Below are 21,674 nucleotides of genomic sequence, written 5' to 3'. Positions count from 1 at the left end.
GACCAAAGAAGCGATTGTAGCGCGTGCCCATGTTCCTGCCGTGCTATGATTTTCTCTGCCCGGACCGACGTTGCCTACACGATGTCATTCACTCCCCCGCTTGCCACCCTGCGCCGCGACGGCAACTCCATCGTCATTATCGATCAGACCGGACTCCCCTGGCGCGTCGTCGAGCGCCGGCTCGGCACGCTCGACGACGTGCTCGAAGCCATCGTCGCCCTGCGCGTGCGCGGCGCACCGCTCATCGGCGTTGCCGCCGCCCATGGCCTCGCGCTCGCCCTGGAGCGCGACGCAAGCGACGCCGCCCTGGAAGACGCCATCGCCCGGCTGCTTTCCACCCGCCCCACCGCGGTGAACCTGCGCCTCGCGCTGGAAGCGCAGCGCGCCGTGCTCGCGCCGCTGCCGCCCTCCGAGCGCCCCGCTGCTGCCTGGCGTGAGGCCGAACGCCAGCGCGCCGACGACGCCCAACGCTGCGAGGCCATCGGCCGCGCCGGCCTACCCTGGATCGAGGAATTGGCGTGCCGGCTCGATCGCCCCGTACGCGTGCTCACGCACTGCAACGCCGGCTGGGCCGCCACCTGCGGCGCGGGCACGGCGCTTTCCCCCCTCTACCTCGCCCACGCTGCCGGCATTGCGCTCGAAGTCTTCGTCAGCGAAACCCGCCCGCGCAACCAGGGCCTCATCACCCACTGGGAGCTCACGCAAGCCGGCGTGCCCGCCACCCTCATCGCCGACAACGCCGCCGGTCTGCTCATCGCCCAGGGCGACATCGACCTCGTGCTCGTCGGGGCTGATCGCATCGCCCGCAACGGCGACGTCGCCAACAAGATCGGCACCTACCTCAAGGCCCTCGCCGCGCACGCCCACGGCGTTCCCTTCCTCGTGGCGGCGCCCGCCACCACGTTCGATCCCACCTGTCCGAACGGCGCCGCCATCCCCATCGAGGAGCGCGCCGCCGACGAAGTCCTCACCGTCGCCGGCCTGCCGCCCGGCACGGACGAGCCCGTTCCCGTACGCCTCACGCCACTGCCGGCCCGGGTGCGCAACCCCGCCTTCGACCTCACCCCTGCGCGCTGGATCACCGCCATCCTCACCGAAACCGGCGCCTGGCCCGCACCGCTCGCCGCCGCCAAGCTCTTCCCGGAGCCCGACCGATGATCGACCCCGCCCAGGCGCTTCTTGCCGCCACCCGACGTCTGGCCGAGACCGGGCTCAACCCCGGCAGCGCCGGCAACCTCAGCGTACGCACCGTCGAAGGTTTCCTCATCACCCCTTCCGGCATCCCCCCGGAAGAACTCGGCGCCGAGATGATGGTGCCGATGACGCTCGAAGGCATCTCCTCCGGTCCCTGGCCACCGTCGAGCGAATGGCGCTTTCACCGCGACCTCTACCGCAGTCGGCCAGAGGCCGGTGCCGTCGTCCACTGCCACAGCCCGGCGGCCACGGCGCTCGCCTGCCACCGCCGCGGCCTTCCCCCCTTCCACTACATGATCCTGCGCTTCGGCGGCCCCGACGTGCGCTGCGCCCGCTACGCCCGTTTCGGCACCCAGGCGCTCTCCGACGCCGTGCTCGAAGCCCTCGAAGGCCGCCGCGCCTGCCTCATGGCCAACCACGGCATGCTCGTCCTCGGCCGCGACCTCCCCCAGGCGCTCGCCCTGGCGCAGGAGCTGGAAACCCTGTGCGAACACTACCTGAGGGCCCGCACGCTCGGCGAGCCGGTCCATCTCACAGACGAAGAGATCGCCGAAGCACAGGAGGCCATCGCCGGCTATGGCCGGCGTTGAAAGACATAAAAAAGCACCTGAACGGTGCTTTTGGTGCCCGGGAAGGGACTCGAACCCCCACGCCTTGCGGCGCCAGAACCTAAATCTGGTGCGTCTACCAATTTCGCCACCCGGGCACGGCGAACCATTATAATCGAAGCCTCCCGCTGCCAAGATCAGGACCGGAGATGACCCGCAAGATCCTCGTCACGAACGCGCTCCCCTACGCCAACGGCGACATCCACCTCGGCCACCTCGTGGGCTACGTGCAGGCCGACGTCTGGGTGCGCTACCAACGCATGTGCGGGCATACGGTCCATTACGTCTGCGCCGACGACACCCACGGCACGCCCGTGATGCTGCGCGCGGAAAAAGAAGGCATCACGCCCGAAGCGCTCATCGCCCGCGTGCAGCAGGAACACGCGCGCGATTTCGCCAACTTCCTCGTCGCCTTCGATCACTACCACAGCACGCACAGCGAGGAGAACCGCTTCTTCGCCGAAGACATCTACCGCAAGCTCAAGGCGGCGGGTCTGATCGAAGCGCGCGAGATCGAGCAGTTCTACGACCCGGTCAAAGGCATGTTCCTGCCGGACCGCTTCATCAAAGGGGAATGCCCGCGCTGCGGCGCGCCGGATCAATACGGCGACAACTGCGAGGCGTGCGGCGCAGCCTATTCCCCCACCGAACTCAAGAACCCCTATTCCGCCGTCTCCGGCGCCAAGCCCGTGCTCAAGAAGAGCGAGCACTACTTCTTCAAGCTCTCGGACCCCCGCTGCGTGGAATTCCTGCGCCGCTGGACGCGCGGTACCAACGCGCGCGGCGAACCGCACCTGAGCCTCGAAGCGGCCAACAAGATCCGGGAATGGCTCGGCGAAGAGGGCGAGAACCGTCTCTCGGACTGGGACATCACGCGCGATGCCCCCTATTTCGGCTTCGAGATCCCGGATGCCCCCGGCAAGTATTTCTACGTCTGGCTGGATGCCCCCATCGGCTATCTGGCGAGTTTCCTGGCGCTCGCCAAGCGCCGGGGCGACATCGACGTGGCCGAGTACATCGACGCGCGCCGCGCCGCCGAAGCCGGCACCGAGATGGTGCACTTCATCGGCAAGGACATCCTCTACTTCCACGCCCTCTTCTGGCCGGCGATGCTGCACTTCTCCGGCTATCGCACGCCCACGCGCGAGTACGTCAATGGATTTCTCACCGTCGACGGCGCCAAGATGAGCAAGAGCCGCGGCACTTTCATCACCGCCCGCTCCTGGCTCGAACACGGGCTCGATCCGGAATGGCTGCGCTACTACTTCGCCACCAAGTCGAACGGCACCTTCGAAGACCTCGACCTCAGCTTCGACGATCTCATCGCCAAGGTCAATAGCGACCTCGTGGGCAAGTACGTCAACATCGCCAGCCGTACCGCCCGCTTCATCGCCGATCGCTTCGAGGGCCGGCTCGGACCCGTCGATGCCGCAGCGCTCGCCCCCTTCAAGACTGCCCACCGCGACGAGCGGCTGCATCGTGCCTTCGAAGACGCCGACTACGGTCGGGCGCTGCGCGAGGCGATGGCGCTCGCCGATGCCGCCAACCACTACATCAACGAGCACAAGCCCTGGGAATTGGCAAAGAGCGGCGAACCCGAGCGGCTGCAGCGCGTGTGTTCCACGGCGCTCACCATGTTCCGCGACCTCACCCGCATCCTCAAGCCAGTCCTGCCGCGCACCGCGGCCCGCGTCGAGCGATTCCTCGCCATCGAGCCGCTGTGCTGGGGAGAAGACTGGGCGCCCCTGCCGGCCGGGCATCGGATCGAAGCCTACGAGCACCTGCTCACCCGCATCGAGCGCAAGGCGATCGACGCGCTCATCGAAGCCAACCGCGAAGCGCTCGCTCCGGTCGCTCCTGCGCCCAAACCTGCCGAAGCGAAGCCCGAAGCGACCGCGCCGATCACGCTCGAGCAGTTCCTCGGCGTCGACCTGCGCGTGGCGCGCGTCATCGCCGCCGAGCCGGTCGAGGGCGCCGACAAGCTGCTGCGGCTGCTGCTCGACGCCGGCGAGCGCGAGGAAGACGGCAGCGCCAAGGTGCGGCAGGTCTTCGCCGGCATCAAATCGGCCTACGATCCCGCCGCGCTCGTCGGCCGCCTGGTCGTGCTGGTGGCCAACCTCGCGCCGCGCAAGATGAAGTTCGGCCTCTCGGAGGGCATGGTGCTCGCCGCCTCCGACCCGAGCGGTACCCATCCCGGCATCTACCTCGTCTCGCCCGACGAAGGCGCAACCCCCGGCATGAGAATCAAATGAGCTTCTTCCGTCCGCGCCTCATCGAGACGCTGCACGGCTATGACCGCGGGCAGTTCCTCGCCGACCTCTCGGCTGGCGCCACCGTGGGCGTGCTGGCGCTGCCGCTCGCCATGGCGTTTGCCATCGCCAGTGGCATGTCTCCCTCGGCCGGCATCTGGACCGCCATCGTCGCCGGCTTTCTCATCTCCGCCCTGGGCGGCTCGCGGGTGCAGATCGGCGGCCCCACCGGCGCCTTCATTCCCATCGTCTATGGCATCGTCGCCGCCCACGGCGAAGCGAACCTGCTGGTGGCAACCATGCTCGCCGGCCTGCTGCTCTTCGCGCTCGGTGCGGCTCGGCTCGGCACGCTCATCCGCTTCATCCCCCTGCCGGTGGTGATCGGCTTCACCAACGGCATCGCCGTGGTGATCTTCCTCTCCCAGATCAAGGATTTCCTCGGCCTGTCGATCGACAAAGTCCCGGCCGAGTTCTTCGGCAAGATGCACGCGCTCGCCACGGCGCTGCCCACCGCGCACTGGCCTACGCTCGGCTTCGGGCTCGCCTCGCTCGCCTTCCTGCTCACCTGGAACCGCTACGCGCGCCGTCAGCGCTGGCTCGCGCGGCTGCCAGGGCCGCTGGCGGTACTGATCGTTGCCACCGCCGTGAACATGCTCTTCTCCCTGCCGCTGGAGACCATCGGCACACGCTTCGGCGGCATTCCCCAGACGATCCCCACGCCATCGCTGCCAGCCTTCGACATCACCCGCCTAGGGCAACTGCTGCCACCGGCGATCGCCATCGCGCTGCTCGGCGCCATAGAGAGCCTGCTCTCGGCCCGGGTGGCCGACAGCATGATCGACGACCGGCACGACCCGAACCAGGAGCTGATGGCGCAGGGCATCGCCAACGTCGTCGCACCCCTCTTCGGCGGCTTCGCCGCCACCGGCGCGATCGCCCGTACCGCCACCAACGTGCGCGCCGGCGGCCGCACCCCGGTGGCCGGCATCGTCCATTCCCTGACCCTGCTCGCCGTCGTACTCGTGCTCGCGCCGCTTGCCGCCCACGTGCCGCTCACCTCGCTCGCCGCCATCGTGCTCGTCACTGCAGTCAATATGGGCGACTGGCACGAAATGGCCCCCGCTGCGCTCCGACGCTATAGCACCAAGTATCGCGTGATTCTGCTCACCACCTTCGCCCTCACCGTGCTCTTCGACCTCACCATCGCCGTCGAAGTCGGCATGGTGCTCGCGAGCCTCGCCTTCATCTACCAGATGGCGCGCTTCACCCACGTCGAGCGGCTGCCGCTGGAGCGACGGCCCGATGCACACCGCTTCCGGCGCGAGGACGGGTCGCTGCGCGTGGCCGCCTACCGCATCTCCGGCTCGCTCTTCTTCGGCGCCATTCACAAGCTCGACGAGCTCCTCGACACCGAAGACTGGCCCGACGTGGTCGTGCTCGACCTGGGCAAGCTCGTGAGCATCGACGCTTCGGGACTCGATACGCTGCGCGCCATCGCCCGCGAGCTCAAGAAACGCGGCATCCCGCTCGTACTCGCCGAACTGAACCGCGACGTCTTCCGCACGCTGCGCAAGGCAGGCTTCATCGACGAGATCGGTCGCGAGAACCTGCGACGCAACCTCGAAGACGCTCTCGCCTGGGCCGAAGGCTTGCAGCGGAAGGAACCCGAGATTTCCTATACTTGACGCAGGTTCGGCGCCCGTCGCCAGGTCGTGCTGCGGTATACTTGATCCTTTTCCTTCAACGAGCCTCTTTCCCCAAACGCGATGGACTACCTCGGCTTTCGCCTGCGCAACAACCTCTTCGTCGCCCCGATGGCCGGAGTCACCGACCGTCCGTTCCGGCAGCTGTGCAAGCGCCTGGGTGCCGGGCTGGCGGTCTCCGAGATGGTCACCTCCAATTCGCTGCTCTACGGCAGCGCCAAGACCCTGCGCCGGGCCGATCACACCGGAGAGGTCGAACCCATCGTCGTGCAGATCGCCGGTGCCGACCCCGAGATGATGGCGCAGGCGGCGCGACACAACGTCGAGCGCGGGGCGCAGATCATCGACATCAACATGGGCTGTCCGGCGAAGAAAGTGTGCAACGTCTATGCCGGCTCGGCGCTCATGCAAGACGAAGCGCTCGCCGCCCGCATCCTGGAAGCCGTGGTGCGTGCCGTGCCCGACACGCCGGTGACACTCAAGATGCGCACCGGCTGGAACCGCGCCAACAAGAACGCCCCGCGCCTGGCGCGCATCGCCGAATCCTGCGGCATCCGGGCGCTCGCCATCCACGGCCGCACCCGGGCCGACCAGTACATGGGCGAGGCGGAATACGACACCATCGCCCTGGTGAAGACGCTCGTCTCCATTCCCGTGATCGCTAACGGCGACATCACCACGCCCGAGAAAGCCCGCGCCGTGCTGGACTACACCGGCGCAGACGGCGTGATGATCGGCCGCGCCGCCCAGGGGCGTCCCTGGCTCTTTCGCGAGATCGAACACTACCTCGCCACCGGCGAGCATCTGCCGCCGCCCTCGCCGCCCGAGATCCGCGCCCTGCTGCTGGAGCACCTCGAAGACCTCTACGCCTTCTACGGTGAAACCACGGGCGTGAAGGTCGCGCGCAAGCACATTTCCTGGTATACCAAGGGGCTCGTCGGCTCGGCCGCCTTCCGTCAGCGCATGAACCAGCTCGAGACGGTGACCGAACAGCGCGCGGCGATCGACGAGTTCTTCGGCGATCTGGCCGCCCGACGGATCGAATCCCTGGAAACGACCGCCGAGGTCTGCGCATGAAACCGGTGCCCGAATGCCGCGACGAGCTCGGCCGGGCGGTGTTCGCCACCCTCGAGCGCTATTTCCACGACCTCGAGGGCCAGACACCCACGGGGCTGCATGCCTTGGTGATGGATCGGGTCGAATGTGAACTCATCCGCTACATCCTCACGCGCGCCGGCGGCAACCAGACGCTGGCGGCGCAGATGCTCGGCATCAACCGCAACACGCTGCGGCGCAAGATCCAGCAATACCAACTCGGCTGACCTCCACGCACGGAAAACCATCATGACAGAAAGATATGCGCTCCTGAGCGTCTCGGACAAGACCGGCATCGTCGAATTCGCCCGCGGCCTCGAACGGCTGGGCCTGAGGCTGCTCTCCACCGGCGGCACGGCCCAGGCGCTGCGCGAAGCAGGGCTGAAGGTCACCGACGTGGCCGAGCACACGGGCTTTCCCGAGATGCTCGATGGCCGCGTCAAGACCCTGCACCCGCGCGTGCACGGCGGCATCCTCGCGCGGCGCGACGATGAAGCGCATCTGGCCGCACTCGCCGCCCAGGGCATCCCGCTCATCGACGTCGTGGCCGTCAACCTCTACCCCTTCGAGCAGACCGTGGCGCGCCCCGGCTGCACCCTCGAAGAAGCGATCGAGAACATCGACATCGGTGGCCCGGCCATGGTGCGCGCCGCGGCCAAGAATCACGGCAACGAACAAGGCGGCGTGGCCGTGCTCACCGACCCGGCCGACTATGCGCCGTTGCTCGACGAGATGCACGCCAACGGCGGCCGCGTGAGCTACGCCACCCGTTACCGGCTCGCCGCCAAAGCCTTCACGCACACGGCGCGCTACGACGCCGCCATCTCGCACTACCTCACCGCCCGCACCCCGGCAGGTGAGACCAGCCGCTTCCCCGCCGCCTTCCAGCCTGCTTTCGACAAGGTGCAGGACCTGCGCTACGGCGAGAACCCCCACCAGAGCGCCGCCTTCTACCGCGACCCGCGCGCGGCCGCCGGCGGCATCGCCCAGGCGCAGCAATTGCAAGGCAAGGAGCTCTCCTACAACAACCTCGCCGACGCCGACGCCGCCTGGGAATGCGTCAAGAGCTTCGAACCCGCCGCCGATGGTCCTGCCTGCGTCATCGTCAAGCACGCCAATCCCTGCGGCGTCGCGCTCGGAGAAAACCCCCTCGAAGCCTACTTGCGGGCCTTTGCCACCGACCCCACCTCCGCCTTCGGCGGCATCATCGCCTTCAACGTGCCCGTCGATGCGGCAGCGGCCCAGGCCGTGGCGGCGCAGTTCCTCGAAGTGCTCATCGCACCGGGCTACACTGCCGAGGCGCTCAAAGTGCTCGCAGCGAAGAAGAACGTGCGCGTGCTGCGCTGCCCACTGGGCGCCGATCCCGCCCAATGGGAGTACAAGCGCATCGGCGGAGGGCTCCTGGTGCAGACACCCGATGCCGTCTCCTTCGATCCGGACCAGCTTCGCGTCGTCACCCGCCGCCAGCCCACCCCCGAGGAGATGCGCGACCTCCTCTTCGTGTGGCGCGTGGCCAAATACGTCAAGTCGAACGCCATCGTCTACGGCAAGGAGCGACGCACCGTGGGCATCGGCGCCGGCCAGATGAGCCGGGTCGACTCCTCGCGCATCGCCGTCATCAAGGCGCGCAACGCCGGGCTGGAGGTGCGCGGCAGCGTGGTCGCCTCCGATGCCTTCTTCCCCTTCCGCGACGGGCTCGACGTGCTCGCCGAAGCCGGCGCCACCGCCGTCATCCAGCCCGGAGGCTCGGTGCGCGACGAAGAGGTGATCGCCGCGGCCGACGAGCATGGCCTGGCCATGGTCTTCACCGGCATCCGCCATTTCCGTCACTGACCGTCTGCCAAGAACGAGCGAACCCCCATGAAGAAACACGGCCTCACCGTGATGGTCATCGGCAGCGGCGGGCGCGAACACGCGCTCGCCTGGAAGCTTGCCCAGTCACCGCGCGTGCAGCACGTCCTCGTCGCTCCGGGCAACCCCGGCACCGCCCGCACGGAGAAATGCCGCAACCTGCCGGCAAGCACGATCGAACAATGGCTCGACGCCGCCCGGCTCGAGCACGTCGATCTCACCGTCGTCGGGCCGGAAGCGCCGCTTGCCGCCGGTATCGTCGACGCCTTCCGCGAGGCAGGGCTGACGATCTTCGGCCCGACCCAGGCCGCTGCCCAGCTCGAGGCGAGCAAGGATTTCGCCAAGCGCTTCATGCAGCGCCATGGCATCCCTACCGCCGCCTACCAGACCTTCGCCGACGCCGCGCAAGCGCACGCCTGGGTCGAAACCAAAGGGGCGCCCATCGTCGTCAAGGCCGACGGGCTCGCCGCCGGCAAGGGCGTGGTCGTGGCGCAGACGCTCGCCGAGGCGCACGAGGCGATCGACCGCATGCTCGTGGCCAACGCCATGGGAGATGCTGGCGCGCGCGTGGTCATCGAGGAATTCATGGAAGGCGAAGAGGCAAGCTTCATCGTGCTTGCCGACGGGCGCAACGCGCTTGCGTTTGCCACCAGCCAGGACCACAAGCGCCTGCTCGACGGCGACCGTGGCCCCAACACCGGCGGCATGGGCGCCTACAGCCCCGCGCCGGTGGTCACCCCCGACGTGCACGCCCGCGTCATGCGCGAGATCATCCAGCCCACGCTCGCCGGCATGGCCGCCGAGGGCACGCCCTACGCCGGCTTTCTCTATGCGGGCCTCATGATCTCGCCGCAGGGCGAACCGCGGGTGGTCGAATTCAACTGCCGCCTGGGCGACCCCGAGGCGCAACCGCTGCTCGCGCGACTCAAGACCGACCTCGTCGATCTCATCGAAGCAGCGCTCGCCGGCTCCCTGCTCGAAGTCGAAGCTCAATGGGACCGCCGCCCGGCCGTGGGCGTGGTACTTGCCGCCGCCGGTTATCCGGAAGCACCGCGCAAGGGCGACGTCATCACGGGTTTGCCCGAGGAATGCGCCCCGCTCGAACCCCAGGAACCGGTGCTCGTCTTTCACGCCGGCACCGCCGAGCGCGAAGGGCAGATCGTCACCCATGGCGGGCGAGTGCTGTGCGTCACCGCGCTCGGCGAGACGCTGCGCGAGGCGATTGCGCGCGCCTATGCCGTAGCCGACCGCATCGAGTTCGCCGGCAAACAGATGCGCCGCGACATCGGCCACCGGGCGCTCAACCGCCACCATCCATGATGCCAGACACCGCCGCGATCCGGCGCCATTTCCTCGCGCTGCAGACGCGCATCGTGGAGGCGCTCGCCGCACTCGACGGCCGCGCGTTTCGCGAAGAGCGCTGGGAACGGCCGCAGGGCGAAGCGCTCACGGGCGACGGGCTTACCTGCATCACCGAAGACGGCCCGGTGCTCGAGCGCGGTGGCGTCAATTTCTCCCACGTGCGCGGCGCGAGCCTGCCGCCTTCGGCGAGCGCCCGGCGGCCGGAACTCGCCGGGCGTGCCTTCGAGGCGCTGGGCGTGTCGCTCGTGCTGCACCCGCGCAATCCTTACTGCCCCACCGTACACCTCAACGTGCGCGCCTTCGTCGCCACCGCCGAAGGGCTGCCGCCCGTGTGGTGGTTTGGCGGCGGCATGGATCTCACGCCCTACTACCCTTTCGTCGAGGACATCGTGCACTTTCACCGCACCTGCCGCGACGCGGTGCTGGGCGCGGGCTTCGGCGAGGCGCACTATCGCCACTACAAGCGCTGGTGCGACGAGTACTTCTACCTCAAGCACCGCGAAGAGCCGCGCGGCGTGGGCGGCCTCTTCTTCGACGATCTGGGGTCCGATGGCACCATCCCCTTCGAATCCGCTTGGCGGCTCGCCCAGGCCGTGGGAGATGCCTTCCTTCCAGCCTATCTCCCCATCCTCGAGCGGCGGCTCGCCCACCCCTACGGTGAGCGCGAGCGCGACTTCCAAGCCTATCGCCGCGGGCGCTACGTCGAATTCAACCTCGTGTGGGACCGCGGCACCCACTTCGGCTTGCAAAGCGGCGGGCGCACCGAAGCCATCCTCATGTCGCTGCCGCCGCTCGCGCGCTGGCGCTACGACTGGCACCCCGAGCCCGGCAGCCCCGAGGCGGCGCTCTACGAAGCGCTCAGGCCACGCGACTGGGCCGAACGCTCGGCCGAGGCTCCGCTCACCGGAACGGAATGAAAACCGGCGAGACGTCGATCGTCACGCCTGGACCGTAGTACGGCCGCGCATAGCGATACTCCACCACCCGCGGCGGCGGCGCCCAGTCGCGATAGATCACCGTCTTCTCACGCACCACCGTCACCGGCCGCCGATCCCAACCGTAATGACGCCCATGGTCATGGCGCTCGATCACCACCACGTCCGGCCGCCCTGGATGATGGCCCCATTCCCCCGGCCTTCCCGCCCACGCCGACGTCACTCCCAGCAACAGGGCTCCCAGTCCGAGCACGATCTTCTTCGTATTCATGATCCTTCCTCCGGCAAAGCTGTCTTTTTCCTGACTACAGAATAGCGTCCCTGGCGCTTCGCCAGCGTAAAAAGGTGTTTCGCCCAAAGTACGGCGGCAAAGCGCCTTCTTGCTACAATGAACGCACGCAAGCGCGTTGCGCCACCATCCGGAGTGCCCATGCCGCTACGCCACACCAAGATCGTCGCCACACTCGGCCCGGCAAGCTCCAGCGCCGAGGTGCTCGGCCGCATGATCGATGCCGGGCTCGACGTCGCCCGGCTCAACTTCTCCCACGGCAGCGCTGACGAGCACCGCGCCCGTGCCAAACTGGTGCGCGAGCTCGCCCTCGAGCGCGAAAGGCCCGTGGGACTACTCGGCGATCTGCAAGGGCCCAAGATCCGCATCGGCAAATTCGCCCAGGGAAAAATCACGCTCGAGCGCGGGCAGAAATTCGTGCTCGACGTCCACTGCCCCGTAGGCGACGAAACCCGGGTCGGGCTCGACTATCCCGATCTGCCGCGCGACGTGCGCCCCGGCGACGTGCTGCTGCTCGACGATGGCAAGATCCGGCTGCAGGTCGATTACGTCGCCGGCGATCGCATCCATACCACGGTGCTCGTGGGCGGCGTGCTCTCCGATCACAAAGGCATCAACCGCCAGGGCGGCGGCCTCTCGGCCCCGGCGCTCACAGCCAAGGACATGGAAGACATCCGGCTCGCCGCCGAGATCGGCGTCGACTTCCTTGCCGTGTCTTTTCCCAAGAACGCCGCCGACATCTACATGGCGCGCCAGCTCATGCGCGCTGCCGGCGGGCACGCGCTCATCATCGCCAAGATCGAGCGCATCGAGGCGGTGCAAAACCTCGAGGAAATCCTGCAGGCGAGCGACGGCATCATGGTCGCGCGCGGCGATCTCGCCGTCGAAGTGGGCGATGCCACGGTACCGGCGCTGCAGAAAAAGATGCTGCGGCTCGCGCGCGAGCGCAACCGGCTCGCCATCACCGCCACGCAGATGATGGAATCGATGATCGAAAGTCCCGTGCCCACGCGCGCCGAAGTCTCGGACGTGGCCAACGCCGTACTCGACGGCACCGACGCGGTCATGCTCTCGGCCGAGACCGCCAGCGGGCGCTATCCGGTCGAGACGGTGGAAGCCATGCACCGCGTCTGCCTCGAAGCCGAACGCTCGCAGGAGAGCTCGCTCGACCGGGAGCTGCTCGACCGGGTCTTCACCCGCATCGACGAAGCGATCGCCATGTCGGCCATCTGGACCGGCTGGCACCTGCGCGTCAAGGCGATCGCCGCCATGACGCAGACCGGCGCCACCGCCCTGTGGATGAGCCGCATCAACTGCGGCGTACCCATCTTCGCCCTCACCCCCGACGAGCACACGCGCAACCAGATGACGCTCTACCGCCAGGTCACCCCCATCCTCGTGTCACAGCTACACCAAGACCGCGACGAGATGCTGTGGGAGGCGGAAAAGATCCTGCTCGAGCGCGGCATCGTCGCCTACGACGATCTCATCGCGCTCACCATCGGCGAACCCATCGGCGTGCCCGGCGGCACCAACACCCTCAAGATCGTGCGCGTCGGACAGACCCTGCGGGCGAGCGTCCCGCCGGTGTAGAATCCGCCCGAACGATCCGCTCCCAAGGAGAAACGACCCATGCCTCTCGTCTCGATGCGCCAGCTGCTCGATCACGCCGCCGAACACGGCTACGGCATTCCCGCCTTCAACGTGAACAACCTCGAACAGGTGCAGGCGATCATGGAAGCCGCGGCCGAGACCGACAGCCCGGTGATCATGCAAGCCTCGGCCGGCGCACGCAAGTATGCCGGGGAGCCCTTCCTGCGCCACCTGCTGCTTGCCGCGGTCGAAGCCTACCCGCATCTGCCGGTGGTGATGCACCAGGACCACGGCCAGACCCCGGCCGTGTGCATGGCCGCCATCCGCTCCGGCTTCACCAGCGTGATGATGGACGGTTCGCTCCTGGAAGACGGCAAGACGCCCTCCTCCTACGAGTACAACGTGGCCGTCACCCAGGAAGTGGTGCGCTTCGCCCATTACATCGGCGTGACGGTGGAAGCCGAACTTGGCTGTCTGGGCTCGCTCGAGACCGGCCAGGCGGGCGAGGAAGACGGCATCGGCGCGGCCGGAACGCTCGCGCACTCGATGCTGCTCACCGACCCCGAGCAGGCCGCCGACTTCGTACGCGCCACGCAGTGCGACGCGCTGGCGATCGCCATCGGCACCAGCCACGGCGCCTACAAGTTCTCGCGCAAGCCCACCGGCGACATCCTGGCCATCGAGCGCGTGAAAGAGATCCACGCCCGGCTGCCCAACACCCACCTCGTCATGCACGGCTCCTCCAGCGTGCCGCAGGAGCTGCTCGAAGAGATCCGGCGCTACGGCGGCGACATGAAAGAGACCTATGGCGTGCCCGTCGAGGAAATTCAAACCGCCATCCGCTACGGCGTGCGCAAGATCAACATCGACACCGACATCCGCCTGGCCATGACCGGCGCCATCCGCCGCTTCTTCGCCGAGTCGCCCGACAAGTTCGACCCGCGCGAATACCTCAAACCGGCGCGCGCCGCGGCCAAGGCCGTGTGCAAGTCGCGCTACGAAGCCTTCGGCTGCGCCGGCATGGCGAGCAAGATCAAGCCGATCCCGCTCGAAAAGATGGCCGAGCGCTACCGCAAGGGTGAACTCGCCCAGCAGGTGCGCTGAAACATCGCCAGAAGCCCGCCATGTGCGGGCTTTGTCCATTCAAGGAGGAGACATCCCATGAGTGAAGAGCGTATCAGCCGCTTTCCCGTCGCCCGGCTCGACGATCTGCCCGAAGACATCCGCGCCCGCATTCTCTCGGTGCAGGAAAAGACCGGCTTCATCCCCAACGTCTTCCTCGCGCTCGCGCACCGGCCCGAGGAATTCCGCGCCTTCTTCGCCTATCACGACGCGCTCATGGAGAAGAACACCGGGCTCACCAAGGCCGAGCGCGAGATGATCGTGGTGGCCACCTCGGCGGCCAACGACTGCCTCTACTGCGTGATCGCCCACGGGGCCATCGTACGCATCCGCAGCAAGAATCCGCGCCTGTCGGACCAGCTCGCCGTCAATTACCGCCGCGCCGAGATCACCCCGCGCCAGCGCGCCATGCTCGACTACGCCATGAAAGTGGCGCTGCGCTCGGCCGAAGTCAGCGACGAAGACTTTGCCGCCCTGCGCGCCCACGGTTTCACGCTCGACGACATCTGGGACATCGGCGCCATCGCTGCTTTCTACGGCATGAGCAACCGCATCGCCAACATGAGCGCCCTGCGGCCCAACGACGAGTTCTACGCCCTTGGACGAGGTTGAACGCAACGGCGAGCCTTCCGGCTCTCTTCTCGAGCGACGATTGGCTTATAGCGAAAAGCTATAAACAAAACGTCCCTGAGCGCTTTGCCGTCCGGCCATGATCGCCTATCATCGGCCGCCTCGACTCCCGAATTTCCCTCGAGGTGGCTCCGATGCGCTTCTTCCTCTCGTCGCTTCGCTCCCTCTGGGCGGTCTTGTTGCTCAGCATCTCCGCCCTCGCCTGCGCCCAGACCCAGCCTGTGCGGCCGCTGCTCACGCCGGACGAGCTCGCACCGCTGCTGCGCGACCCCAGCGTGCGCGTGCTCGACATCCGCCCCGCCGCAGAATACGCCGCTGGCCACATCCCCGGCGCGGCCAACATCCCCTATGGCGTCTTCCGCGGCCCGGCCGACAACCCTGGGGCCCTGCCTTCCGAGCAGGCGCTCACCGAGGCGCTGCGCCGCGCTGGCATCGACCACGACGTCCATGTGATCGTTGCCCATGCGGGCAAGGACGCCACCGACTTCGGCGCTGCCGCGCGCGTCTACTGGACGCTCAAGGTGGGCGGGCTCACCCGCCTGTCGGTGCTCGACGGCGGCACGCTCGGCTGGAAAGAACAGGGTGGAGCGTTGGAGACTGCCGCCGTCCAGTCGCGGCCTAGTACCTTTACCTTCCATTACGATCGCCGCTACGCCCTCTCCACCGAAGATTTGGCCGCCCAGGTGCGAAGCCCACATCCTCCCGTGCTCGTCGATGCTCGACCCGAGCCCTTCTTCCGCGGCGACGAACGCCACGGCGCCGCCGCTCGTTACGGGACGCTGCCCGGCGCCACGTCCTTGTCCTACGCGCACTTTTTCAACGCCGACGGCCGGACCCTCAAGCCGGTCGAGGAGCTGCGCACCCTCGTCGGGCGCGAAGTGCCGCCCGCGGGCAAACCGACGGTGACCTTCTGCAACACGGGGCATTGGGCCGCCATCGACTGGTTCGTCCTCTCGGAGCTCTTGGGCAGGGAAAACGTGCTGCTCTACCCCGAATCGGTAGTCGCCTGGAGCCGGCGCGACCTGCCGATGGACCACGAACCCTCCCGCCTGCAGGCGCTTGCGCGCGAAGCCAAGCGCTGGTTCGACCAATGAGGCCTATCATGCCGATCCGCCGTCTCCTCCTCATCGCCGGCGCGCTCGCGCTCGTGTTCGCCGTGACGCTGCTCGCCGGCCTGCGCCAGGGGTTGCTCACGCTGCTCGGGCTCGGTTTCGGTGCCGTGCTGCAGGGCTGCCGTTTCGGTTTCACCACCGGCTGGCGCGAGTACCTCGAGCGGCGCAATCCGCACGGGCTGTGGGCGCAGCTGCTTCTGCTCGCACTCGCCTCCAGTCTCATGCTGCCCCTGCTGGCACAGCATTCCGGCGAACTGGTCGGCGCAGTGGCCCCGCTCACCTTCAGCCTCGTGCTCGGTGCCTTCCTCTTCGGCGCGGCGATGCAGCTCACCGACGGCTGCGGCTCCGGCACGCTCTACAAGGCGGGCGCCGGGTCGCCGCTCTCGGTGGTGGTGTTGCCCACTTTCGTGCTCGGCAGCTTCCTTGGCGCCTCGCATCAGCCGGCCTGGGTCGCCCTCGGCGGGCTGCCGCCCGTCGATCTGCTGCGCTACGGCTGGCCGCTGGCGCTCGCCCTCACGCTGAGCGGCTGCGCCCTGGTGGCGCTCCTCACCCTGCCGCAGGCGCGCGCCGCCGGTCCCTGGCCGCGGCGCTGGGTGATCGGCGCCGTGCTGCTGGCGCTCCTGGCGGCGCTGCACCTGATCGTGGCCGGTCAACCCTGGGGCATCGTCTACGGCGTGGGGTTGTGGGGCGCCAAGGCCTTCGCGGCGCTGGGCTGGAATCCGGCTGCCGACCCCTTCTGGGGCGTGGCCCCGCACGCGGCGCGCCTGGCCGAACCCATCGTCTATGACGTCACCTCGGTGACCAACTTCGGGTTGCTCTACGGCGCCTATGCCGCCTCGCGCTGGCACGGCCCCGTGACCACCAACCTGCCTTCGGCACGCCGCCTGCTGGTGGCCGCCGCGGCCGGCCTGGTGCTGGGTTATTCTTCCCGAATGGCATTCGGCTGCAACGTCGGCGCCTTGCTGGGCGGTATCACCTCGGCCAGCCTGCACGGCTGGGTGTGGTTCGCCATGGCTTTTCTCGGCTCGATGGTGGGCGTGCGCCTGCGCCGGCGGATCGACGTTCCCCAAGGAGCGGTCTTCGCATGAACACGAACCTCCGTCTGCGCCGGTTCCGCCGCTTCACGGCGCTCTTCTGGCTCGGCTTTACCGTCCTGATCCTGCTTGATGCCTTCAGCAGCCGCGTCTACCGGCCCGAACCGCCCCCCATCGCCCTGGGAAGCGGCCAGGCTCCCGGCGGCGGTCACTGCTCCGGGCGCTGAACCCGCCCGCTGGCACCACCAGCGGAACGAACGGAATCGGCGAGGTCCATGCGGCAAAAAATGGCGCTATACTGCAGGGTCGATACGCAGGGGCTGCCATGTCGATCAAACACCCGATCATCGCGGTCACCGGCTCTTCCGGCGCAGGCACGAGCACCATCACCCGCACTTTCGCGCGCATCTTCGAGCGTGAAGGGGTCAATGCCGCCATCGTCGAGGGCGATGCCTTCCATGCCTTCGACCGCGCCGAAATGCACCGGCGCATCGCCGAGGAAACCGCCCGCGGCAATCCACACTTCAGCCACTTCGGCCCCGAGGCGAACCTGCTCGACGAGCTGGAAAACCTCTTTCGCTCCTATTCCGAGAGCGGCACCGGGCGCACGCGCCACTACCTGCACACCATCGAGGAAGCGGCGAAATACGGCGGGGAGCCCGGCACCTTCACGCCGTGGGAGCCGTTACCGGAGAACACCGATCTCCTCTTCTACGAAGGGTTGCACGGCGGGCTCGTCACCGAGACGCACGACATGGCGCGCTTCGTGGATCTCTTGATCGGCGTGGTGCCCATCATCAATCTGGAATGGATTCAGAAACTGTGGCGCGACCGCAGCGAGCGCGGCTATTCCACCGAGGCCGTCACCGACACCATCCTGCGCCGCATGCCCGACTACGTGCGCTACATCTGCCCGCAGTTCAGCCGCACTCACGTCAATTTCCAACGCATCCCGGTGGTCGACACCTCCAACCCCTTCATCGCCCGCGACGTGCCCACCGCCGACGAGAGCCTGGTGGTGATCCGCTTCGCCAACCCGCGCGGCATCGACTTTCCCTACCTGCTCAACATGATCGCCGACTCCTTCATGAGCCGCGCGAACACGCTGGTGATCCCCGGGGGCAAGATGGACCTGGCCATGCAGCTCATCTTCACCCCTTTCGTCTGGCGCCTGATGGAGCGGCGCCAGCGGGTGATGGGGGTGCTCTAAGCGCTCAGGCGCGCTGCGCCAGCGCCACTCGCCGCGCGGTCACCGCCTCGGCGAGGCGATCGAGCGCCGCAACCGTATCTTCCCAGCCGATGCAGGCGTCCGTAATGCTCTTGCCGTATTCGAGCGGCTTGCCCGGCACCAGATCCTGCCGCCCTTCCTTCAGATGCGACTCGATCATCACGCCGATGATGCGATCCTCGCCGCCGGCGAGCTGCTCGGCCACCGCTTCGACCACTTCGAGTTGCCGCTTGAACTGCTTGCGGCTGTTGCCGTGCGAGCAGTCGATCATCACCTTGGCCGGGATGCCGGCCGCGGCCAGGTCGCGGCAGGCCGCCTCGACGCTGTTCGCATCGTAATTGGGCTCCTTGCCGCCGCGCAAAATGACGTGGCAGTCTTCGTTGCCCGAAGTGCTGACGATGGCCGAGTGCCCGGCCTTGGTCACCGACAGGAAATGGTGCGGCGCCTGGGCCGCCTTGATGGCGTCGATGGCGATGCGCACGTTGCCGTCGGTGCCGTTCTTGAACCCGACCGGGCAGGAGAGGCCCGAAGCGAGCTCGCGGTGCACCTGGCTCTCGGTGGTACGCGCCCCGATCGCGCCCCAGGCGATGAGGTCGGCGATGTACTGCGGCGTGATCATGTCGAGGAACTCGGTGGCGGCCGGCAGCCCCATCTCGGTGATCTCCCACAACAATCGACGGGCGAGGCGAATGCCGTCGTTGATGCGGTAGGAGTCGTCCAGGTAGGGATCGTTGATGAGTCCTTTCCAGCCCACCGTCGTGCGCGGTTTCTCGAAGTAGACCCGCATCACCACCAGCAGCTCGCCGCGCAGCCGGTCAGCCTGTTCCTTGAGCCGGCGGGCGTACTCCAGCGCCGCTTCCGGATCGTGGATGGAGCACGGCCCGACGATCGCGAGCAGCCGGTCGTCGGCGCCGTAGAGGATGCGATGGATCGCCTGGCGCGCGAGGAAGGTGGTCTCGGCCGAGGCCGGCGTGGCGGGAAACTCGCGCAACACGTGCGCTGGTGGCACGAGCTCCTTGATCTCCTTGATGCGCACGTCGTCGACGTGCAAACGGGTATGGGCTTTGACGGTGTTCATAGGCTTTCCTCGTTGGCTCATCCCTGAGAGGGTTTGACGGCGCTCTTGGGGCGAAACGCTGCGACGACCGCGGGATCCGTTTCCAGATAGGGCCCGCCGATGAGATCGATCGCGTAGGGAATCGCCGCGAAGATGCCGGCGTGGATCACCTTGCCGTCGGCATCGCGCAGCCCCTCCAGGGTTTCCTGAATGGACTTCGGCTGCCCCGGAAGGTTCACGATCAGGGTGCGACCGCGGATCACCGCCACCTGGCGCGACAGGATGGCGGTGGGGACGAAACGCAGGCCGATGCGCCGCATCTCTTCGCCAAAGCCGGGCAGCTCCTTCTCACCCACGGCGAGCGTCGCCTCGGGCGTGACGTCGCGCGGGGCCGGACCCGTCCCGCCGGTGGTGAAGACGAGGCAGCAGCCGAGCTCGTCGGCCAGTTCGATCAAGGTGCGCTCGATCACGGGCCGCTCGTCGGGAATCAGGCGCTTCTCCGCGCGCCAGGGCGAAACGAGCGCCCGGGAAAGCCATGCCTCCAGCGCCGGCAGGCCACGATCCTCATAGACGCCCTGGCTTGCCCGATCGCTCACCGACACGAGTCCGATCACCGCTTCCGCCTTCATTCCTCTCCCCCTTCTTCTGCGGCCGAATCCAACCTTCCCTCTGCCTCGCGCGCCTCGAAGAGCACCTTCAGCTCGCGATAGAGCGCACGATAGGACTCACCCGTCGGCTCCCCCTTCTGCCGTTCTTCCAGCACCTTGCGCCGCAGCGCACGCAGGTGCTGCACGTCGGCCTGCGGCGCCCAGGCAAGGATCTCGCCCAGCACGCGTTCGTCTTCGAGGAAACGCTCGCGCAGCCGTTCCAGCTGCGCCCGGCGCGCTTTGGCCTGCGGCGAATCGCCCTCCAGCCCGGCAAGCCGCTGTGCGATTCCCGCCGCATCGACGTCGCGCATGAGGCGGCCGACGTACTGCATCTGCCGCCGCCGCGCCTCATGCTTGCCTTCCAGACGCTTGGCTTCCAGGATGGCCCCAAGCAGAGTTTCGGGCAGATCGAGCCGCGCCAGACGCTCGCGCGACAGCGCCGTGAGCCGCTCGCCCAAATCCTGCAAGGCGAGCATCGCTTTCTTTCGCCTCGTCTTCGAGGGCGGAGCTTCGGGGCGGGACGGCGGCAGGGAGGAGGTCATCGGCAAGGATTGCTCGGGATTACGGTCAGGGAAGGATAGAATTATAAGCCAGTCCCTCAGGAGAGCCCGGAATGCCAGCGGTCGAATTTGCCTATCCCCGCGATGAACTCGCACGCATCGCCGAGGCGGCGCTCGCCCAGGCGCGCACGCTCGGCGCCGATGCGGCCGAAGTCAGCGTCTCCGAAGGCCGGGGCCTGTCGGTGACGGTGCGCCGCGGCGCGCTCGAGACGCTCGAACACCATCACGACAAGGGTTTGAGCGTCACGGTCTATGTCGGCCAGCGCCAAGGGCATGCAAGCTCGAGCGACCTGAACCCGGAGGCGATCGAACGCACCGTCGCCGCTGCCGTGGCCATCGCCCGGCTCACCGCCGAAGACGATGCGGCCGGCTTGCCCGAGGCGCAGCGCCTGGCCGACCCGCAGCGCGTTCCCGACCTCTCGCTTTTCCACCCCTGGGCGCTGGAAGCGGAAGCGGCGATCGAACTCGCCCGCGCCTGCGAGGCGGCCGCCCTCGCGGTGGATGCCCGCATCGCCAATTCCGAAGGGGCGACGGTCTCGACCCAGGCGCACCAGTTCGTGCTCGCCAATTCGCTCGGTTTCCTCGCCGGCTACCCGACCACGGCGCATAGCCTCTCCTGCAGCGTGATCGCCCAGGACGAAGCGGGCATGGAGCGCGACCATTGGTGGGATTGGCGGCGCGATCCGCTCGATCTCGAACCGGCCGAGACGATCGGACGCAGTGCCGGACGGCGGGCGATCGCCCGGCTCGGCGCCCGGCGCCTCCCCACCGGTACCTACCCCGTCGTGTTCGACCACACCGTCTCGGGCAGCCTGCTGTCCCACTTCGTCCATGCCGCGAGCGGCGGCGCCCTCTACCGCAAGTCCTCCTTCCTGCTCGGTAAACTCGGCGAACGCATCTTCTCCCCCCTCGTCACCGTGCTCGAGGATCCTTTCATCGCCAAGGCCCCCGGTTCGGCCCCTTTCGACGACGAGGGCGTGGCCACGGCCAAACGCACCGTGGTGGCCGAAGGCGTGCTGCAGGGCTGGTTCCTCTCCACCTACTCCGGGCGCAAACTGGGCCTGCCGAGCACCGGCAACGCCGGCGGAGCGCACAACCTGTTCGTGCCGCCGACGCACGAAAGTCGCGAAGCGCTGCTGCGCGAGATGGGGCGGGGTCTGCTCGTCACCGAACTGATGGGGCATGGCGTCAATCCCGTCACCGGCGATTATTCCCGCGGCGCGGCCGGCTTCTGGGTGGAGGGTGGTGAAATCGTCCACCCGGTGAGCGAGATCACCATCGCCGGCAATTTGCTGCAGATGTTCGCCGCCATCGGCGGCGTGGCCGACGACGCCCGTCCCTGCCACCGCTACCGCCTCGGCTCCACCCTGATCGAAGCGATGCAGGTGGCCGGCGACTGAAGCCA

Annotated in this window: 21 protein-coding genes and 1 tRNA gene; 17 read left to right on the top strand and 5 right to left on the bottom strand. The window is 67.8% G+C overall.

Translation table 11 applies throughout. From position 1 onward, the window contains the following. Positions 1 to 81 precede the first annotated feature (81 nt). Together mtnA and ASC37_RS01060 are read left to right on the top strand one after the other, a co-directional pair. Complete coding sequence (gene mtnA / locus ASC37_RS01065) at positions 82 to 1,158, top strand: S-methyl-5-thioribose-1-phosphate isomerase (RefSeq protein ID WP_055422730.1); 1,077 nt, start codon at positions 82 to 84, stop codon at positions 1,156 to 1,158. Next, positions 1,155 to 1,784 carry a class II aldolase/adducin family protein gene (locus ASC37_RS01060; RefSeq protein ID WP_055422591.1) on the top strand — a complete coding sequence of 210 codons (630 nt, stop codon included), beginning with the start codon at positions 1,155 to 1,157 and terminating at the stop codon, positions 1,782 to 1,784. Before mtnA ends, ASC37_RS01060 begins: the two co-directional genes overlap by 4 nt. Positions 1,785 to 1,815: 31 nt before the next feature. Here the strand turns inward: ASC37_RS01060 and ASC37_RS01055 are convergent. Further along, positions 1,816 to 1,900, bottom strand: a tRNA-Leu gene (locus tag ASC37_RS01055). Positions 1,901 to 1,951: 51 nt separating this feature from the next. Here ASC37_RS01055 and metG point away from each other — a divergent pair. From metG to hemF, 7 genes are all read left to right on the top strand, one after another. Further along, complete coding sequence (gene metG / locus ASC37_RS01050) at positions 1,952 to 4,054, top strand: methionine--tRNA ligase (protein WP_055422590.1); 2,103 nt, start codon at positions 1,952 to 1,954, stop codon at positions 4,052 to 4,054. After that, positions 4,051 to 5,736 carry a SulP family inorganic anion transporter gene (locus tag ASC37_RS01045; protein ID WP_055422589.1) on the top strand — a complete coding sequence of 562 codons (1,686 nt, stop codon included), beginning with the start codon at positions 4,051 to 4,053 and terminating at the stop codon, positions 5,734 to 5,736. The genes metG and ASC37_RS01045 overlap by 4 nt, the downstream gene beginning before the upstream one ends. 81 nt (positions 5,737 to 5,817) lie before the next feature. Next, positions 5,818 to 6,831, top strand: coding sequence for a tRNA dihydrouridine synthase DusB (gene dusB, locus ASC37_RS01040; RefSeq protein ID WP_055422588.1), 1,014 nt, complete (start codon positions 5,818 to 5,820; stop codon positions 6,829 to 6,831). Continuing rightward, entirely contained in the window at positions 6,828 to 7,076 is a 249-nt protein-coding gene (locus ASC37_RS01035) for a helix-turn-helix domain-containing protein (RefSeq protein WP_055422587.1), read from the top strand. Before dusB ends, ASC37_RS01035 begins: the two co-directional genes overlap by 4 nt. A 22-nt stretch (positions 7,077 to 7,098) precedes the next feature. Then, entirely contained in the window at positions 7,099 to 8,682 is a 1,584-nt protein-coding gene (gene purH, locus ASC37_RS01030; protein WP_055422586.1) for a bifunctional phosphoribosylaminoimidazolecarboxamide formyltransferase/IMP cyclohydrolase, read from the top strand. Between the two features lie 27 nt (positions 8,683 to 8,709). Then, positions 8,710 to 10,020: a phosphoribosylamine--glycine ligase gene (gene purD / locus ASC37_RS01025; protein WP_055422585.1), complete on the top strand. Its 1,311-nt coding sequence runs from the start codon at positions 8,710 to 8,712 to the stop codon at positions 10,018 to 10,020. Continuing rightward, positions 10,017 to 10,979, top strand: a complete 963-nt coding sequence (hemF, locus tag ASC37_RS01020) for an oxygen-dependent coproporphyrinogen oxidase (protein ID WP_055422584.1) — start codon at positions 10,017 to 10,019, stop codon at positions 10,977 to 10,979. Before purD ends, hemF begins: the two co-directional genes overlap by 4 nt. Here the strand turns inward: hemF and ASC37_RS01015 are convergent. Beyond that, positions 10,963 to 11,268: a hypothetical protein gene (locus ASC37_RS01015; protein ID WP_055422583.1), complete on the bottom strand. Its 306-nt coding sequence runs from the start codon at positions 11,266 to 11,268 to the stop codon at positions 10,963 to 10,965. The genes hemF and ASC37_RS01015 overlap by 17 nt on opposite strands. 159 nt (positions 11,269 to 11,427) lie before the next feature. Between ASC37_RS01015 and pyk the strand changes: the two genes are divergently transcribed. The 7 genes from pyk (at position 11,428) to ASC37_RS00985 (ending at position 17,987) form a co-directional block, all read left to right on the top strand. Next, positions 11,428 to 12,879 carry a pyruvate kinase gene (gene pyk / locus ASC37_RS01010; protein WP_055422582.1) on the top strand — a complete coding sequence of 484 codons (1,452 nt, stop codon included), beginning with the start codon at positions 11,428 to 11,430 and terminating at the stop codon, positions 12,877 to 12,879. A gap of 39 nt (positions 12,880 to 12,918) precedes the next feature. Continuing rightward, positions 12,919 to 13,983 carry a class II fructose-bisphosphate aldolase gene (gene fba / locus ASC37_RS01005; RefSeq protein ID WP_055422581.1) on the top strand — a complete coding sequence of 355 codons (1,065 nt, stop codon included), beginning with the start codon at positions 12,919 to 12,921 and terminating at the stop codon, positions 13,981 to 13,983. A 57-nt stretch (positions 13,984 to 14,040) separates the two neighbouring features. Then, positions 14,041 to 14,613, top strand: a complete 573-nt coding sequence (locus ASC37_RS01000) for a peroxidase-related enzyme (RefSeq protein ID WP_055422580.1) — start codon at positions 14,041 to 14,043, stop codon at positions 14,611 to 14,613. A 152-nt stretch (positions 14,614 to 14,765) separates the two neighbouring features. After that, complete coding sequence (locus ASC37_RS00995; protein ID WP_055422579.1) at positions 14,766 to 15,725, top strand: sulfurtransferase; 960 nt, start codon at positions 14,766 to 14,768, stop codon at positions 15,723 to 15,725. 8 nt (positions 15,726 to 15,733) lie between these two features. Continuing rightward, entirely contained in the window at positions 15,734 to 16,831 is a 1,098-nt protein-coding gene (locus ASC37_RS00990) for a YeeE/YedE thiosulfate transporter family protein (protein ID WP_037989253.1), read from the top strand. After that, entirely contained in the window at positions 16,828 to 17,004 is a 177-nt protein-coding gene (locus ASC37_RS11470; RefSeq protein WP_157287441.1) for a hypothetical protein, read from the top strand. Before ASC37_RS00990 ends, ASC37_RS11470 begins: the two co-directional genes overlap by 4 nt. 98 nt (positions 17,005 to 17,102) lie before the next feature. Next, entirely contained in the window at positions 17,103 to 17,987 is an 885-nt protein-coding gene (locus tag ASC37_RS00985) for a phosphoribulokinase (protein WP_028874129.1), read from the top strand. A 4-nt stretch (positions 17,988 to 17,991) separates the two neighbouring features. Here ASC37_RS00985 and aroG read toward each other — a convergent pair whose 3' ends face one another. From aroG to yjgA, 3 genes are read right to left on the bottom strand one after another with little or no spacing between them, the layout of a single operon-like run. Then, positions 17,992 to 19,083, bottom strand: coding sequence for a 3-deoxy-7-phosphoheptulonate synthase AroG (gene aroG, locus ASC37_RS00980; protein ID WP_037989251.1), 1,092 nt, complete (start codon positions 19,081 to 19,083; stop codon positions 17,992 to 17,994). Between the two features lie 17 nt (positions 19,084 to 19,100). Continuing rightward, positions 19,101 to 19,691 carry a molybdopterin adenylyltransferase gene (gene mog, locus ASC37_RS00975; RefSeq protein WP_055422578.1) on the bottom strand — a complete coding sequence of 197 codons (591 nt, stop codon included), beginning with the start codon at positions 19,689 to 19,691 and terminating at the stop codon, positions 19,101 to 19,103. Further along, the gene (gene yjgA, locus ASC37_RS00970) at positions 19,688 to 20,251 is read right to left on the bottom strand and encodes a ribosome biogenesis factor YjgA (RefSeq protein ID WP_072247874.1); all 564 of its coding nucleotides are present in this window, start codon (positions 20,249 to 20,251) and stop codon (positions 19,688 to 19,690) included. Before yjgA ends, mog begins: the two co-directional genes overlap by 4 nt. A gap of 71 nt (positions 20,252 to 20,322) precedes the next feature. On the opposite strand from yjgA, the gene pmbA reads away from it, so the two are divergent. Then, a complete protein-coding gene (pmbA, locus tag ASC37_RS00965) occupies positions 20,323 to 21,669 on the top strand; it encodes a metalloprotease PmbA (RefSeq protein WP_055422576.1) in 1,347 nt (448 codons plus the stop codon). Positions 21,670 to 21,674: the final 5 nt, after the last annotated feature.

The organism is Tepidiphilus thermophilus (assembly GCF_001418245.1).
Lineage (GTDB): Bacteria > Pseudomonadota > Gammaproteobacteria > Burkholderiales > Rhodocyclaceae > Tepidiphilus > Tepidiphilus succinatimandens.
This window is presented reverse-complemented; position numbering and strand designations above follow the sequence as displayed.